This window comes from Actinomadura sp. BRA 177 (genome assembly GCF_013372625.1).
Lineage (GTDB): Bacteria > Actinomycetota > Actinomycetes > Streptosporangiales > Streptosporangiaceae > Spirillospora.
Genome location: NZ_JABXFD010000499.1, coordinates 1 through 14716 on the forward strand (window position 1 = coordinate 1; position 14716 = coordinate 14716).

Consider the following 14716-nt stretch of genomic DNA (forward strand, 5'->3'; position numbering starts at 1 on the left):
GCCCGGGGGAGCGCAACGGGGGCGTGCGCCGGATGCTACTGCGCCACGGCGTCCGCCGTGGGGCTCTGCGGCGGATTCTCGATCTTCTCGCCCAGGAACACCCGGCGGACGGCCCGCTCGGACGCGTCGCCGTCGTCCCACGGGCAGAACCGCGCCTGGAACGCCTCCAGGTTCTTCGACGCCGCGTCGCCCCACGGCGCCTTCGACACGAACGCGTCCACGAGCTCGGCCTCGGTGTAGGCGACGACGCCGGGCGGGAACTCGGTGAGGTCGAAGTTCACGCCCCGGGTGAGCCGGTAGGTCTCCCAGTCGTTGGCGTAGATCACGATCGGCTTGCCCAGGTTGGCGTAGTCGAACATGATCGACGAGTAGTCGGTGAGCATGGCGTCCGAGGCGATCATGAGGTCCTCGACCGACGGGTGCTTGGACACGTCGATCACCCGGCCGTCGGGCCAGCCCAGGTCGGCCGCCATGTCCTTCAGCTTGTAGTAGTAGTGCGCGCGCAGCAGCAGGACGTGGTCGTCGCCGAGCTGCTCCACGACCCGGCCGATGTCGAACATCGGCGTGTAGCGGCGCTGGTAGTCGCGGTGCGTCGGCGCGTACAGCACCGCCGTCTTGCCCTCGGGGATGCCGAGCTCCGCGCGCAGCCGCGCCTGCTCCTCCGGCGTCGCCCGCACCAGGCGGTCGTTGCGCGGGTAGCCGATCTCCAGCATCTCGTAGTGGCACGGGAAGCCGCGCTCCCACGCCTCGCTGGTCAGCGGGTTCGCCGAGACGAGGAAGTCCCAGCGGTCGGACCGCTCGATGAGGGCCTTGAAGTCCATGTCGGCGGCGCCGACCGGGTACTCCATCTGGTCCAGGCCCATCTTCTTCAGCGGCGTGCCGTGCTGGGTCTCCAGGTGCACCTGCCCCGGCCGCTTGACGAGGTGGTCGGGGAAGTTGACGTTGTTGACGAAGTACTTCGCGGCGGCGATCGTCCGGTAGTACTCGGCGGACCCCGCCACCACGTAGTCGACGCCCTCGGGCATGGTCTTGCGGCCGCCCGGCTTCACGACCCACACGCAGCGGATGTGCGGGGCCAGCTCGCGGACCTTCTCGTAGATCGCGGCCGGGTTGCAGGCGTAGCCGCGGTACCAGTAGGCGGCGAAGACGGCGAGGTCCTCCTCGATCGGCATGCGCCGCCGCATCTGGTAGTAGCGGTCCTTGGCGACCTCCTTGGAGTAGAGGACGCCGCGCTTGCGCAGCTTGCCGACCTTGCGCGAGCGCTTCCTAGCCTTGGACCCGAGCGTCGGCGAGTTGAGGCGCTCGAACGCCTTGAAGTCGTTCCGCTCGATCGCCCGGTGCTTGTCGGCGAGGCCCGGCTCGTCGTCCGGCGGGACGTGCCCGGCCGGCTTGTACTTGCCGTACGTCTTCGACATCTCGGCGAAGAACCGCGATCTCTCCGACGGGTAGATGCGGTCGTCGCGCTCGATGATGACCAGCAGGTGCCACATCGTCCGGTTGAACATCAGCGGGCGCAGCGGGTCCATGGACGGGCCGAGGTGGTCCATGAACGCGAAGATGCGGTCGTACTGGTCGAAGGCGTCGAAGTGCTTGGCGCTCGCCGTCTTGGTGATCGCGCCGCGGCGGCGCTGCCGGTAGACGTAGCAGACCCGGTCGAGGAAGCTGACCCGCTCCGCGGCCATCAGGACCGGGTAGGTGATGCTGACGTCCTCGTAGTAGCCGCTGTTGAAGCGCAGCCCGTGCTCGATCATGAACTCGCGGCGGATCGCCCGGTTCCAGATCGAGGTGAACATCTCCAGCAGGCTCGGCCGCTCGGCGATCGTGAACACGTCCGGGGCGGGCGGCTCCCGGAACAGGTGGTTGATGATGCTGCGCTTGACCCGGCCGTTCCAGTAGGACCGCGCGTAGTCGAACATCAGCACGTCCGGGTGCGTCTCCTGCAGCCGGTCCATGATCGCCCGGACGGCGCCCTCGGTCGCGTAGTCGTCGCTGTCGAAGAACCAGACGTAGTCGCCGGTCGCCATGTCGAGGCCGACGTTGCGCGCGTGCCCGAGGCCGACGTTCTCGGTGAGGTGCCGCACCCGGACCCGCGGGTCGCGCGCGGCGAACTCGTCGAGGATCTCACCGCAGCCGTCCGGCGAGGCGTCGTCGACCGCGATGACCTCAAGGTTCGGCAGGTCCGGGTCGAGGATCGAGTCCAGGCACTGCCGGATGTACCCCTGCACTTTGTGCACGGGAACGATGATGCTCAATGAGATGTCGTGATCAGTGCTCACGCGTAAGCCTTCAGCTACTCGGTGAATCTGGACTATACCCGCAGATCGTAGGTAGATCTTATGTCCCGCCATGCGATGGCTTGAGTAGCCATCGCCCCTTGGGCTCGACGGCCCAGTGGGTAAGGCGCTGGACGGGCACGGTGGCGAGCAGGAGTCCGAGTGAGAGTCCGCCGGCGGTGACCAGCAGCAGGCCGGCCGGCGTCTGGAAGAAGTGGCCGTCGAGGACGCCGCCGTAGTCGAGCGTCTTCACGACGAGGCCGTGCAGGAGGTAGACGTACATCGTCCGGGTGCCGAGCGCGGTGTACCAGGCGCGCCCGCGCGGGACGGCCGCGAGGAACGCGATGCCGAGGACGGTGGCGATCCCCAGCGCGAGCAGGCGGTACGCCATGCCCTCCAGCGCGGAGAAGTCCATGTGCTCGTAGCCGCGGTTCCACAGCAGGACGCCGCGCTCCACCTTGGGAACGACGCTGCCGAGCTGCCAGACGTAGGCGACCGGGAGCGCCGCGAGCAGCACGGCGGCGCCCGCCCAGCGCGTCCAGCCGGGGCCGCGCAGCGCGTCGACGCGGTCGCGCCTGATGGTGAGGCCGAGGACGAAGAACGGCAGCAGCCCGGCCGTCCGGGTCAGCGTCGAGTCGGCGTTGAAGCTCCAGCTGCCGGCGACCAGGCACAGCGCCACCGACACCGCGACCGGGTGCCGCAGATGCGCCCACAGCGGGGCGCTCAGCCGCCAGAACACCAGCGCGACGAGGAACCACATCAGGAACTGCGGACGGAAAAGCTCGTGCAAGCTGAACTCGTTGCCCCGGATGACCACCAGCTGCAACCGGTAAAGGACATCGAAAATCACATAGGGAACGACCAGCGTCGGGAAAATAACCCGGAATTTCTCCGTGTTCTTCATGAAGCCGCGGGAGAAGTAGCCCGAGACGAACACGAACACCGGCATGTGGAAGCCGTACACGAGCGAGTAGACGGCGTTCACCGCGTGGCTGTCGTTGCGGAACACCTCCCAGCAGTGCCCGAGCACGACCAGCATGATCAAGAAGAACTTGACGTTGTCGAAGTAGGCGTCGCGCTGCTTGGGCGCGGGCCGCTCGCCGCCCGGCCGGTCACCCGTCCGCTGGGCCGGGACCGCCGCGCCCGGCGCCACCGGATCCGGCGCCACCGGGTCCGGGACGGTGACGGACGCGGGCGATCGCGGTGCGGGGGGAAGGATGTCGGTCATGTCTCCGATGTCTTCGTCTAGCGTGACCCGCGGGGCCGCCGCAACGGGGTGAAGACCCAGGTCATCTTCGGTTCCAGCGCCCAGCTCATGGACCGGACGACGGGCTTGGAGCACAGGAACGTCCCGACCACGAGGGCGCCGCAGACCACGATGACGACGCCGGGGGGCGTGTGCATCCAGTCGGCGCCCCACCAGCCGGTGAAGTTCAGCAGCCGGGTGACGAACCCGTGCAGCAGGTAGGCGTAGAGCGTGTAGGCGCCGAGCTGGGTGAACCAGTACCGGCGGCGCGGGATCAGGCTGAGGAACGCCGCGACGAACACGGTCGCGCAGGCGAACATGGCGAGCCGCATCAGCGTGCCGCTGAAGTTGCCGACGTGCAGCTCGAAGTTCGCGTGCTTCCAGTAGATCCAGTTCCGCGACATGTGGTTCATCACGAAGTAGGTGCCGGTGAGGCCGACGGCCAGCACCACCGCGCCGATCGGCCGCGCGATCGGCTTCTTCAGCAGCTCGAAGTGCTCCGGCCGCAGCGTCAGGCCGAGGACGTAGAACGGCAGCAGCCCGAAGACGCGGTGGATGTCGAACGTCCCGCCGAGGTCGCTCATGTACGACAGCAGCGCGAACCCGACCGCCACCGCGAGCGGCCAGCGGATCTGCTGCCAGACCGGGGTGGACAGCCGCCACATGAACAGCGCGATCAGGAACCACGTCAGGTAGTACGGGTTCAGCAGGCTGATCTCCAGCTCGTTGCGCCCGGCCAGCCAGTCGTAGAGCGAGTAGGCCGTCTCGAACACCACGTACGGCACGCCGACGTGGGTGATGAGCTTGCGCGCCTTGCCGCCGGCGAACGTCCAGTTCCGCGAGAAGTAGCCGGTGATCACGATGAACAGCGGCATGTGGAACATGTAGATGAAGATGTACAGGCCCTTGGCCATCGGGACGTTCAGCAGGTTGGCCAGGGAGTGGCCGGACACCACCAGCAGGATCGCGAAGTACTTCGCGTTGTCGAAGAACGGGTCGCGCTGCTTGCGGGGCCGGGCCGCGGGTGCGGGGGCGGCCGTCCCGGACGCTCCGGGGGCTGCCGCCTCGGTCGGCTGCGGCTGTGCGGGGTGCGGGGCGGTGTCGGCTCCGGAGGGCCTGGTGGTGTACGTCATGGGCTGCCCGGTCAGGTCTCCTTGCAGATGTTGTCGCTGGCCCGGATCTCACCCTGCTGCTTCGGGATGCCGGCACCGGCGCTCTTGAGGTTCGTCCAGTCCTTGCCGACGACGAGGTCGACGACGCCCGGCGTGGCGCCCTTGCCGCGCGCCGCCGGCTGCGGCTTGCTCGGGATCAGCCCGGCGAGTGTCTGGGCCTGCTGGTCGGCACCGGAACCGTACAGCACCCTGGTGCTCGCGGTGGTGGAAGGCGCGTTTCCGCCGACCGTCACCTGGAAGCCCTGCGACTCCAGGTCGTCGGCGACGCGCCCGGCCTGCCCGTTGATGCCGCTGCCGTTGTAGACCCGCACCCGCACCTGGCTCGGCGGGATGTTCGCGCTCCCCGCCTTCGGCTCCTTGGGGACGGTCTTGTCGTTGCGGACGGCCGCGAAGAACGGCTGCGCGGCGTCGGTGAGCGCCACCCGGTTCGTGTCGAGCGGGTCGGGCCCGGACGGGACGGTCACGAACCGCAGCTTTCCGGAGGTCATGCCCTGCATCTCCTGGGCGATGTCCATCATGACCTGCGGCGTCAGCTCCTTGTCGGTGGTGAGCGACTTGGTGACCGCGTTCATCAGCGACAGCAGCTTCTTGGGGTTGCTGAGCGTGCCCGCGCTCATCGCCTTGTTGGCGAGGGCGCCCATGAACTTCTGCTGCCGCTTGATGCGGTCGAGGTCGGAGCCGTCGCCGAGCCCGTGCCGGACCCGCACGTACGCCAGCGCCGTCTCACCCGAGATCTTGTGCTTGCCCTTGCTGAGCCGGAGCCCGGACTTGGGGTCGTTGACCGCCTTCGGCAGGCACACCGGGACGCCGCCGACCGCCTTCGTGATCGTCTTGAACCCGCTGAAGTCGACCTGCATGAAGTGGTCGATGCGGATGTTGGAGATGCTCTCGATCGTCTTGATGACGCACGCCGCGCCGCCGTTGGTGAACGCCGAGTTGATCTGCGCGCGGGACTGGGCCGGGAGCACCCCGCCCTGGCGGTCCTTGCAGGACGGCATCCGGACCATCAGGTCGCGGGGGAAGCTGATCCCCATCGCCTGCCCGCCGCCGGGCGACAGGTGCAGCAGGATCATCGTGTCCGAGCGGGGCAGCTCGTTCTTCAGCGAGCGGCCGTACTTGCCGTTGGCGCCCGCGCGGGTGTCCGACCCGAGCAGCAGGATGTTCATCGCGCTGTTCAGCTTCTTCGGCCGGTCGGGGCCGAGCTGCGCGTTCACGTCCTCGTGCGAGATGTTCCCGAACGCCTGGCGGTACAGGCCGTAGGCGGTGAGGGAGCCGGCGACCATGACGGCCGACAGCCCGATGCACACCCATCCGAGGATGCGCCAGCCGCGTCGCGGCGCCGGCTGCGGGTCGGCGTCGTCGACGTACTCCATGTACATCGGGTTGCTGTTCATCGGCTCCGTGGTCCGGGTTCTCAGCGGTTCTTGGTGGGCGCGGGGGTCATCCCCCCGCAGCGGATCGCCCGCTTTCAGGGGTCGGGTAACGGGTCTGGGGCAAGGAGAGCGTAGGTCAGGCGAGCCGGTACGGGTGCCCGGATGCGTCATTCGGTCCGGGCGGACCGGCCACCACCGTCACATGCTCCACGGTCAGACGTCGATCTAGTGTCGCTTTGTCGAAGTTTCGTTGGATTATGACGGAAGCACCCGAGGCTAGTGGTGCGAGCAGCGCGATCAGTAGCCCGTCGAGTGTGGCGAACGGCATGTCAACCAGGAGCCGGTCGCGCGCGTCCAGCTCCCATTTCTCGACGGCCGCGCGGGCGGCCGCCACGAGCTCCCCGCCGCCGAGTGTGGCGTTTGTCACACTCAACGCGGGCGTCTCGGGCGTCACCTCCGGCACCGGATCGAACCGGTCGCCGTAGCTGCGGACCTCGTCGGCGTAGTCGGTCACGCCGGGCGGGCAGTCGGCGAGCGGGCCGCCGAGCGCGTGCAGTGAGAGCCCGACGACCTCCTCGGCCTCCGCGTCGTCGACCACGTCGTCCAGCACCTCCTGAGCCGCCGCCAGGATGTACGGCCCCGAGGGCTTGACCGGTTCGCCGCTCCGGCCCTTCACCTCCGCGGGGTCGACCGGCTCGGCGACCAGCCCCGCCGACCAGCAGGCCAGCAGCCACACCGCCGTCTGCCAGTGCGGCGGCAGGACGAGCACGACCCGGGTCCCCGGTTCGGCGCCGAGGCCGTCCACCAGGAAGTTCGCCGTCTTGGCGACCCAGTTGTCGAACGTCCGCGCGGACAGCTCGACGCGTTCGCCGGTCGCGTCGTCGTAGAAGGTGACCAGCGGGTTGGACGGGTCGTCCGCCACCCGCCGCCGCAGCAGCTCGGCGGGCGTGGCGGCGCCCGGGTCGTGTGCGCTCATGGCCCGAGCGTATGCCCGCATGATCGTCCAGAAGCCACCACCCGGCCGGTGCCGCTACGCTCCGCACGGGTGGATGACCACCCCATGAACCATTCGCAAGCGGACGAACGCTGCATGGACGAGCACTGCGTTCACGAGCACGGGGCGGGATGATGGACGCTGGTCGGCTGCTCGTCCGCGTCACCGTCGCCCCCGCCCTGCTCATCGTGGCGTGGCTGGCGGTCGCGCTGCCGCTGCTGATGGCGGGCGTGTTCCGTCCGGCGCCCGCGTTCGCGCTGTTCGTGCCGGTCGCGGCGGTGGTGCTGTGGCTCGGGCTCCGGTCCCGGCCGCGCGAAGAACCGGGCCCGGTGCCGTGGTGGACGACCGGGAGCGTCCTCGCGATCACCGTCGCGTTCCTGGTGCTCCAGGTGGTCATGGTCTCGGAGCAGATCGTCGTCCGCCGCGACCCGGCGTCCTATGTCCAGTTCGCGACCTGGCTGACCGAGCACGGGTCGCTGCCCATCCCGCGTTCGGTCGACGCGTTCGGCGGCCCGGACGGCGTCCTCGCCTTCGAGAGCCCCGCCTTCTACGCGGACGGCGGCGCGATCGTCCCGCAGTTCATGGCGGGGATGCCGCTGGTCCTCGCGCTCGGCGGCTGGCTCGGCGGCACGCACGGGATCCTGCTCATGGCGCCGCTGCTCGGCGCGTGCTGCGTGCTCGCGTTCGCCGGGCTCGTCGCGCGGCTCGTCGGCGCGCGCTGGGCGCCCGCCGGGGCGCTGCTGCTGGCGCTGACGCTGCCGATGCTCTACGTCTCGCGCAGCACGTTCAGCGAGCTGCCCGCGATCGTCCTGCTGCTGGGCGGGCTGTCGCTGATGGTCGACATGCGCCGGGACGAGGGCCGGGTCGCGGACCTGAAGGCGTTCCTGGCGGCCTTGGCGCTCGGGCTGATCGTGCTCGTCCGCATCGACGGGCTGCGGGACGTCCTGCCGGTGCTCGCGTTCGCCGGCCTGCTCATCGGGCTCCGGCGGCGCACCGGGTACTGGGTGGCCGGCGGGCTGCTGCTCGGCGCGGGCGCCGGGCTGGCCGAGGGCTTCACGCTGTCCCGGCCCTACCTGCGGTACCTCGACTCGTCGATCAAGCCGCTGCTGGCCATCAGCGCGGCGGTGCTCGTCGCCACGGCCGTCATGGCCGTGCTGCTGCGGGTCGGCCGGACGGGCACGCGGCTGCGGCGGCTGGGCGCGGCGGTCGCGCGCGGACGGCTGCCGGGCGTCGCCGCCGGACTCACGGTGCTGGTGATGATCGGCTTCGCGGTCCGGCCGCTGGTGCAGACCGTCCGGCGGATCCCGGCGACGAAGGACGACGAGCTGAACGTCCGGTTCATCGAGATGGTGCAGCGGATCCAGCACCTCCCGGTGGACGGCACCCGGCAGTACTCGGAGCTGTCCCTGTACTGGGTCGTCTGGTACATCGGCGTCCCCGCGCTGCTGTTCGCGACACTGGGCGCGGCGCTGATCGTGCGGCGGCTGCTGGGTGGACGCTCGCCGGAGTGGCTGCTGCCCTACGCGATGATCGTCTGGACGACGACGCAGGTGCTGATCCGGCCGGGCATCACCCCGGACCATCCGTGGGCGTCCCGGCGGCTGATCGGCCTCGTCATCCCCGGCCTGCTGCTGTTCACCGTGTTCGCGTCGGCGTGGACGGTGCGGCGCGTCCGTCGGCTCGGGTACGGGCCGAAGCTGGTGAACCGGGGCGCCGTCGTCGGCGTCCTGCTGATGCTCGTGCCGATCGTGCTGACGTCCGGCGGGTTCCTGGTGACCCGGACGGAGCAGCACGAGGTGGGCGCCGTGCGAGGCATGTGCGACGCGCTGCCGGCGCGCAGTTCGGTCGTGGTGGTCGAGCAGTCGACGGCGGACCGGTTCCTGCAGGTCGTGCGGGGGATGTGCGGGGTGCCCACGGCGCGGGTGCGCGGCGGGGCCGGGCCCGCCGACATGAAGCGGGTCATCGCCGGCGTGTTCGCGGCCGGGCGGCAGCCGGTGATCATGGCGGCGAAGCGGGAGCAGGTCGCGCCGTACGGGACGCCGGAACACGTCCTGCACGTGCGGACGCGGCAGGACGGGCGCACCCTCTCCAAGCCGCCGGGCGGGACGTGGGGGCTGGTCATGGACGTCTGGCTCGCCGAACCGTCCGCGCCGTAGCCGCCCGTTCGCGTGCCCTCGTGGGGCGAGGAGGCTGCTGAGGTAGGCCGGGGCGAGTATCCTCGCGGTGCGTGAGCACCCAGTCTGCCGAGCCGACCGCACCTGCCGAGCCCGCCGCGCCCGCCGAGGTCGCGGCCGCGCCCGACGAGGCGCCGCCCGAACCCGCGGTGGCGGCCGAGCCCGTGGAGCCGGCGTCCGGGCCCGTCCACGTCACGATCGTCCTGCCCTGCTACAACGAGCAGGACCACGTGATCGACGAGGTCGAGCGCATCTGCAAGGCGATGGACAACAGCGGCAAGACCTACGAGCTGCTGGCCGTCGACGACTGCTCGTCCGACGACACGCTCGCCCGGCTGCGCGAGGCCGAACCGCGCTTCCCGAACATGCGGGTCATGGCGTTCCAGCACAACAGCGGCTCGGGGACGGTCCGGCGCATCGGCTCCCAGCAGGCCCGCGGCGAGATCGTCGTGTGGACGGACGCCGACATGTCCTACCCGAACGAGCGGATCCCCGACCTCGTGGACGTCCTGGACACCGACCCGTCGATCGACCAGGTCGTCGGGGCGCGCACCAGCGAGGAGGGGACGCACAAGATGCTGCGCGTCCCCGCCAAGTGGTTCATCCGCAAGGTCGCCGAGCGGCTCACCAACTCCAAGATCCCCGACCTGAACTCGGGGCTGCGCGCGTTCCGCCGCGAGGTGTCGCTGCCGTACCTGCGGCTGCTGCCGCCCGGGTTCTCCTGCGTCACGACGATCACGATCGCGTTTCTGTCGAACCAGCACCCCGTCCGGTACATGCCGATCGACTACGCGAAGCGGGCCGGGAAGTCGAAGTTCCACTTCACCAAGGACGCCTACCGCTACATCCTGCAGGTGCTGCGGATGGTCATGTACTTCAACCCGCTCAAGGTGCTGATGCCGCCCGCGCTGTGGCTGATCCTCATCGGGCTCGGCAAGGGCGTGTTCGACATGGTGGTGCACTTCGGCTACTTCGCCAACAACACCATCATGATCTTCGTGACCGGGTTGATCATCGCGTCGCTGGCGCTGCTCGCCGACCTGATCGTCCGATCGCGCGGCGACGTCTAGCGGCATGCGCGTAGCCATCGTCGGGCCGGCGTTCCCGTACAAGGGCGGCGGCGCCCGGCACACGACCGAGCTGGCGCACCGGCTGGCCGCCGCCGGGCACGACGTCGCCATCGAGTCGTGGCGCGCCCAGTACCCGGGGTTCCTGTATCCGGGGCAGCAGACGATCGCGGAGCCGGAGGGCGAGCCGTTCCCCGGCACCCGGCACCGGCTCGACTGGCGGCGTCCGGACGGCTGGTGGCGAACGGGCCGCGCCCTGCGCTCGTACGACCTGGTGGTCCTGGTGGTGCTGAGCACCGTCCAGGTGCCGTCCTACCTGGGGATTCTGAGCGGTATCCGGCGCGGGACGCGGGTGGTGGCGCTGTGCCACAACGTCCTGCCGCATGAGCGCAAGCCGTACGACGAACCGCTGATGAAGCGGCTTCTACGGAAGGTGGACGGCGTGCTCGTCCACACCGAGGCGCAGGCGGATGTGGCGCGCGGCCTTACCGACCGTCCCGTGCGGGTCGCGGAGATGGCCGCGCACCTACCTGCGGCGGGGAGTGTGTCGCCGGCCGATCAGAAGGTGCGGCGGCGGCTGCTGTTCTTCGGGATCGTCCGCCCGTACAAGGGCTTGGACGTTCTGCTGCGCGCGTTGGCCGAGGGCCCGGACGACGTGGCGCTGACCGTCGCGGGCGAGTTCTGGGGCGGCCTGGACGAGACCCGCGAGCTGATCAGGTCACTCGACCTTGCCTCACGGGTGGAGTTGCGTCCCGGATACGTCCCGGCCGCCGACGTTCCGGGACTGTTCGCCGCCGCCGACGCGCTCGTCCTGCCGTACCGGACGGCGACCGCGTCGCAGAACGTCTGGATGGCCTACGAGCACGGGCTGCCGGTCATCGCCACCGACGTGGGCGGCTTCGCGGCCCAGATCCGCGACGGCGAGGACGGCCTGGTCTGCCGCCCGGACGACGTGGCGTCCCTGGCGTCCGCGCTGCGGCGCTTCTACGAACCGGGCGAGCCGGAGCGCCTCCGCTCCGGCGTCCGCCCGGTCGACCACGGGCCCCTCTGGGCCGCCTACCTCGACGCGCTCACAGGTGCGGTTCGATGTCCTTGAGCAGAGCGCGCTTCGGCTTGGCGCCGACGATCTGCTGGACGACCTCGCCGTTCTTGAGGAGCAGCAGGGTCGGCAGCCCCATCACGCCGTACTTGTTCGGCGTGTCCGGGTTCGCGTCGTAGTCCATCTTCGCGATCTTGATCTTGCCGTCCTGCTCCTCGGCGATCTGCTCCAGGATCGGGGCGATCATGCGGCACGGCCCGCACCAGTCGGCCCAGAAGTCGACCAGCACTGGAATGTCGCTCTTGAGGACCTCGTCCGCGAATGTCGCGTCGGTCACGGTGATCGGGGCCGTCACGGTCCCTCCTTCGTAGGCTGTGTTCCCGTCACAAGTTCTTTGGGGGGCGGTTCATTCCCCGCCGCCGGCGCGGTACGCCCCAGCAGGAAGGCCACCCCCGCGTTGATGAGGTCGGCGAGCGTCAGCAGCACCCGCGACGCGATCGCGACCACGACCGGTGCGCCCGCCGGCAGCACCGGCGTCAGCACCACGGTCAGCGCGGCCTCCCGCGCGCCGATGCCGCCCGGCGCGATGAACACCAGGAAGCCGGCGACGAACGCCAGCGCGTAGGCGCCGGTCACGACGAACGGCAGGCCCGTCCCGTCCCCGCCGACGGCCATGCAGAGCAGCCAGGTGTGCACGCCGAACAGGACCCAGCCGAGGACCGTCCAGCCGACGGCCTTCAGCGTGACGGCGAGGCTCACCGGGTGCTCCAGCGGCGGCCGGCGGATGAGCCGGAGCATCGTCCCCAGCGCCCACGTCACGATCTTCGGGTGCAGCAGCACCAGCAGGACGGGTGCCAGCAGGAACAGCCACCAGTACTCGTCCCGCGCCGCCTTCGACGTCAGCGGCAGTGTCACCGCCGCGACCATCAGCCCGCAGGCCGTGGACGTCGCGACCGCCAGCATCGTCGAGCCGAAGCTGCGCTCCGGCGGCACCTTGTGCTCGCGGGTCATCTCGATCTGCGTGACCAGCGCCCACACCTTGCCCGGCACGTACTTGCCGAGCTGGGAGATCCCGGAGATCCGGAAGATGGCCCGCACCGGCAGCGGCGACCCGAGCCCGGCGAGGAACTCCCGCCAGCCCAGCATCCAGATGAAGAGGCCGGCCAGGCCCGCCGCCAGCGCCCCGGCGAGCGCGGCCCAGGACATCTGCTCGAACGCCCGCACCGTCGCGTCCCACTGGGAGGCCACGCTGTAGCCGCAGAACGCCAGCGCGAGCAGCACCAGCACCACCCGCAGCGCCCGCACGGCGACGACCTTCATCCTCACCCGCCCAGCCTAGGCGAACGCGACCTCCCACCCGCCCGCGCGGCCTAGAGTTGGGACACGATGAAGATTTCCGATGTGGTCGCCTTCATGGGGCACCAGGTGCACGTGTGCCGGTACCGCGAGGCGGGGACGCTGCTCGACTGGCTGGGCCGGGACCTGCGCGGCAAGCGCGTCCTCGACGTCGCGGGCGGCGACGGCTACTGGGCCGGCCAGGCGCGCAAGCGCGGCGCCGACGCCGTCTCGATCGACCTCGCCCGCGGCAAGATGGTCTACGGCCGGACGCTCGCGAACGCCCCCGCGCTCATCGAGTGCGACGCGCTGCGGCTCCCCTTCGCGGACGGGACGTTCGACGCGATCCTGTCCGTCTGCGCGATCGAGCACTTCGACGACGGCGGCAAGTCGCTGGACGAGATGGCGCGAGTGCTGAAGCCCGGCGGTGAGATCTTCATGTCCGCCGACGTGCTGAGCCGCGCCGACACGTGGCCGAAACTGCGCGACGCGCACAAGGCCAAGTACCACGTCCAGCACACCTACACCCACGACAGCCTGCGCAAGCTGATGGACGAGCGCGGCCTCGACCTGGTCAAGCACAGCTACCAGTTCCGGACGGCCGCCACGGAACGCCTCTACCTGTCGCTTTCCACCTACGGCGGCAAGGTCGGCTTCAATGCCGCCGCCCCGCTGACCCCGCTCGTCGCCCTCGCCGACCGCAAGGCCCCGAACGAGCGCGGCAGCATCGTGCTCGTCCAGGCGCGTAAGAGGTAGCGATCGGGTAGGGGCCTCATCGTGAATCGCGTGCAACGGGGTCACCCGAGCGTGCGCCCTGCGGGCGTAGGCTCGGAGGGTAAAGAGTGATCTACACCACCGCGCTTGGATGGGGGAATGGACCGTGGCGCCTCGAATTCTCCTCGACGCCACCGCCGTGCCTGCCGACCGCGGCGGGCTCGGCCGGTACGTGGACGGGCTGCTGTGCGCCCTGCACGCGCAGGGCGCCGATCTCGCCGTCGCCTGCCAGCGGGCGGACGAGAAACGCTACGAGGGCCTCGTCCCCGGGGCCCGGGTGGTCGCCGGCCCGGCGACGCTGGCGCACCGCGCCACCCGCCTGGCCTGGGAACAGTCGGGCCTGCCGCACCTCGCCGAGGGGGTCGGCGCGGAGGTCATCCACCTGCCGACCTACACGATGCCGGTGAGCGCCGCCCTGCCCACCGTCGTGACGATCCACGACGTGACCCTCTTCGCCGAACCCGAGTTGCACGACCCCGTCCGCACCTCGTACATCAAGTCGGCAACCCGCACCGCCGCCCGCCGCGCGACCCGCCTGATAGCCCCGTCCCGCGCGACCCGCGACGAACTGGTGAGCGTCCTAGGCGCGGACCCGGCGCACATAGACGTCGCCTACCACGGCGTTGACCACGAGGTCTTCCACCGCCCCTCCGAGGCCGAGATAAAACAGGTCTCCGACCGCCTAGGCCTACACGGCCGCCCCTACATCGCCTACCTGGGCGCCCTCGAACCCCGCAAGAACGTCCCGAACCTGATCCGAGGCTGGGCCAAGGCTTGCGCGAACCGCCCCGACGCCCCCGCCCTGGTCCTAGCAGGCAGCGGAGGCTGGGACGACGAGGTAGACGCGGCTTTGGCAACCGTCCCCTTGGACCTGCGCGTCCTACGCCCCGGCTACCTACCGTGGCCGTCCCTCCCCGGCTTCTTCGGCGGCGCCCTGGTCGTCGCGATCCCAAGCCGCGGCGAGGGCTTCGGCCTGCCCGTCCTAGAGGCCATGTCCTGCGGCGCCCCGGTCCTCACAACCCCCCGAGGCCCCCTCCCCGAGGTAGGCGGCGAGGCGGTCGCCTACACCGAACCCGACGCACCCGGCATAGCGGACGCCCTGACGGCCCTGATCGACGCCCCGTCCCGCCGCGCCGAACTGGCCGAAGCAGCCCACACCCGCTCCCGCGAGTTCTCCTGGACGGCCTCCGCCGAAGCCCACATGGCCTCCTACCAGCGCGCAGTCGCCCAATACACCACCACCCACACCCACTAGGATCTCTCTCCAAC

12 protein-coding genes are annotated in these 14716 nt (G+C 70.2%); 5 read left to right on the forward strand and 7 right to left on the reverse strand.

What is annotated here, in order from left to right:
* Positions 1-35: 35 nt before the first annotated feature.
* From HUX53_RS29045 to HUX53_RS29065, 5 genes are all read right to left on the reverse strand, one after another.
* Positions 36-2348, reverse strand: a complete 2313-nt coding sequence (locus tag HUX53_RS29045; RefSeq protein WP_176406407.1) for a bifunctional glycosyltransferase family 2 protein/CDP-glycerol:glycerophosphate glycerophosphotransferase — start codon at positions 2346-2348, stop codon at positions 36-38.
* On the reverse strand, positions 2335-3501 hold the full coding sequence (locus HUX53_RS29050) for an acyltransferase family protein (protein WP_176406408.1): 1167 nt from the start codon (positions 3499-3501) through the stop codon (positions 2335-2337). The genes HUX53_RS29045 and HUX53_RS29050 overlap by 14 nt, the downstream gene beginning before the upstream one ends.
* A 17-nt stretch (positions 3502-3518) precedes the next feature.
* A complete protein-coding gene (locus HUX53_RS29055) occupies positions 3519-4652 on the reverse strand; it encodes an acyltransferase family protein (protein WP_176406409.1) in 1134 nt (377 codons plus the stop codon).
* A gap of 11 nt (positions 4653-4663) precedes the next feature.
* The gene (locus HUX53_RS29060) at positions 4664-6085 is read right to left on the reverse strand and encodes an LCP family protein (RefSeq protein WP_176406410.1); all 1422 of its coding nucleotides are present in this window, start codon (positions 6083-6085) and stop codon (positions 4664-4666) included.
* Between the two features lie 115 nt (positions 6086-6200).
* A complete protein-coding gene (locus HUX53_RS29065) occupies positions 6201-7040 on the reverse strand; it encodes a TIGR03089 family protein (RefSeq protein ID WP_176406411.1) in 840 nt (279 codons plus the stop codon).
* 149 nt (positions 7041-7189) lie between these two features.
* Here HUX53_RS29065 and HUX53_RS29070 point away from each other — a divergent pair, with 149 nt between their 5' ends.
* The 3 genes from HUX53_RS29070 to HUX53_RS29080 all read left to right on the forward strand — a co-directional run bounded on the left by HUX53_RS29070 (position 7190) and on the right by HUX53_RS29080 (position 11395).
* Positions 7190-9214: a hypothetical protein gene (locus tag HUX53_RS29070; RefSeq protein ID WP_255205741.1), complete on the forward strand. Its 2025-nt coding sequence runs from the start codon at positions 7190-7192 to the stop codon at positions 9212-9214.
* A 167-nt stretch (positions 9215-9381) separates the two neighbouring features.
* The gene (locus tag HUX53_RS29075) at positions 9382-10302 is read left to right on the forward strand and encodes a glycosyltransferase family 2 protein (protein ID WP_176406440.1); all 921 of its coding nucleotides are present in this window, start codon (positions 9382-9384) and stop codon (positions 10300-10302) included.
* A gap of 4 nt (positions 10303-10306) precedes the next feature.
* The gene (locus tag HUX53_RS29080; protein ID WP_176406412.1) at positions 10307-11395 is read left to right on the forward strand and encodes a glycosyltransferase family 4 protein; all 1089 of its coding nucleotides are present in this window, start codon (positions 10307-10309) and stop codon (positions 11393-11395) included.
* Here the strand turns inward: HUX53_RS29080 and trxA are convergent.
* A complete protein-coding gene (gene trxA, locus HUX53_RS29085) occupies positions 11370-11693 on the reverse strand; it encodes a thioredoxin (RefSeq protein WP_176406413.1) in 324 nt (107 codons plus the stop codon). The genes HUX53_RS29080 and trxA overlap by 26 nt on opposite strands.
* The gene (locus tag HUX53_RS29090) at positions 11690-12658 is read right to left on the reverse strand and encodes a lysylphosphatidylglycerol synthase transmembrane domain-containing protein (protein WP_217920056.1); all 969 of its coding nucleotides are present in this window, start codon (positions 12656-12658) and stop codon (positions 11690-11692) included. The genes trxA and HUX53_RS29090 overlap by 4 nt, the downstream gene beginning before the upstream one ends.
* Positions 12659-12724: 66 nt before the next feature.
* On the opposite strand from HUX53_RS29090, the gene HUX53_RS29095 reads away from it, so the two are divergent.
* On the forward strand, positions 12725-13429 hold the full coding sequence (locus HUX53_RS29095; RefSeq protein WP_176406414.1) for a class I SAM-dependent methyltransferase: 705 nt from the start codon (positions 12725-12727) through the stop codon (positions 13427-13429).
* A gap of 109 nt (positions 13430-13538) precedes the next feature.
* The gene (locus HUX53_RS29100; protein ID WP_217920050.1) at positions 13539-14702 is read left to right on the forward strand and encodes a glycosyltransferase family 1 protein; all 1164 of its coding nucleotides are present in this window, start codon (positions 13539-13541) and stop codon (positions 14700-14702) included.
* The last annotated feature ends 14 nt before the right edge of the window (positions 14703-14716 follow it).

Coding starts and splice junctions, on each gene's coding strand:
- HUX53_RS29065 (WP_176406411.1), bottom strand. CDS start 7,040: ATGAGCGCACACGACCCGGGCGCCGCCACGCCCGCCGAGCTGCTGCGG.
- HUX53_RS29095 (WP_176406414.1), top strand. CDS start 12,725: ATGAAGATTTCCGATGTGGTCGCCTTCATGGGGCACCAGGTGCACGTG.
- HUX53_RS29100 (WP_217920050.1), top strand. CDS start 13,539: ATGGGGGAATGGACCGTGGCGCCTCGAATTCTCCTCGACGCCACCGCC.
- HUX53_RS29050 (WP_176406408.1), bottom strand. CDS start 3,501: ATGACCGACATCCTTCCCCCCGCACCGCGATCGCCCGCGTCCGTCACC.
- HUX53_RS29055 (WP_176406409.1), bottom strand. CDS start 4,652: ATGACGTACACCACCAGGCCCTCCGGAGCCGACACCGCCCCGCACCCC.
- HUX53_RS29060 (WP_176406410.1), bottom strand. CDS start 6,085: ATGAACAGCAACCCGATGTACATGGAGTACGTCGACGACGCCGACCCG.
- HUX53_RS29090 (WP_217920056.1), bottom strand. CDS start 12,658: ATGAAGGTCGTCGCCGTGCGGGCGCTGCGGGTGGTGCTGGTGCTGCTC.
- HUX53_RS29045 (WP_176406407.1), bottom strand. CDS start 2,348: ATGGCGGGACATAAGATCTACCTACGATCTGCGGGTATAGTCCAGATT.
- HUX53_RS29070 (WP_255205741.1), top strand. CDS start 7,190: ATGATGGACGCTGGTCGGCTGCTCGTCCGCGTCACCGTCGCCCCCGCC.
- HUX53_RS29080 (WP_176406412.1), top strand. CDS start 10,307: ATGCGCGTAGCCATCGTCGGGCCGGCGTTCCCGTACAAGGGCGGCGGC.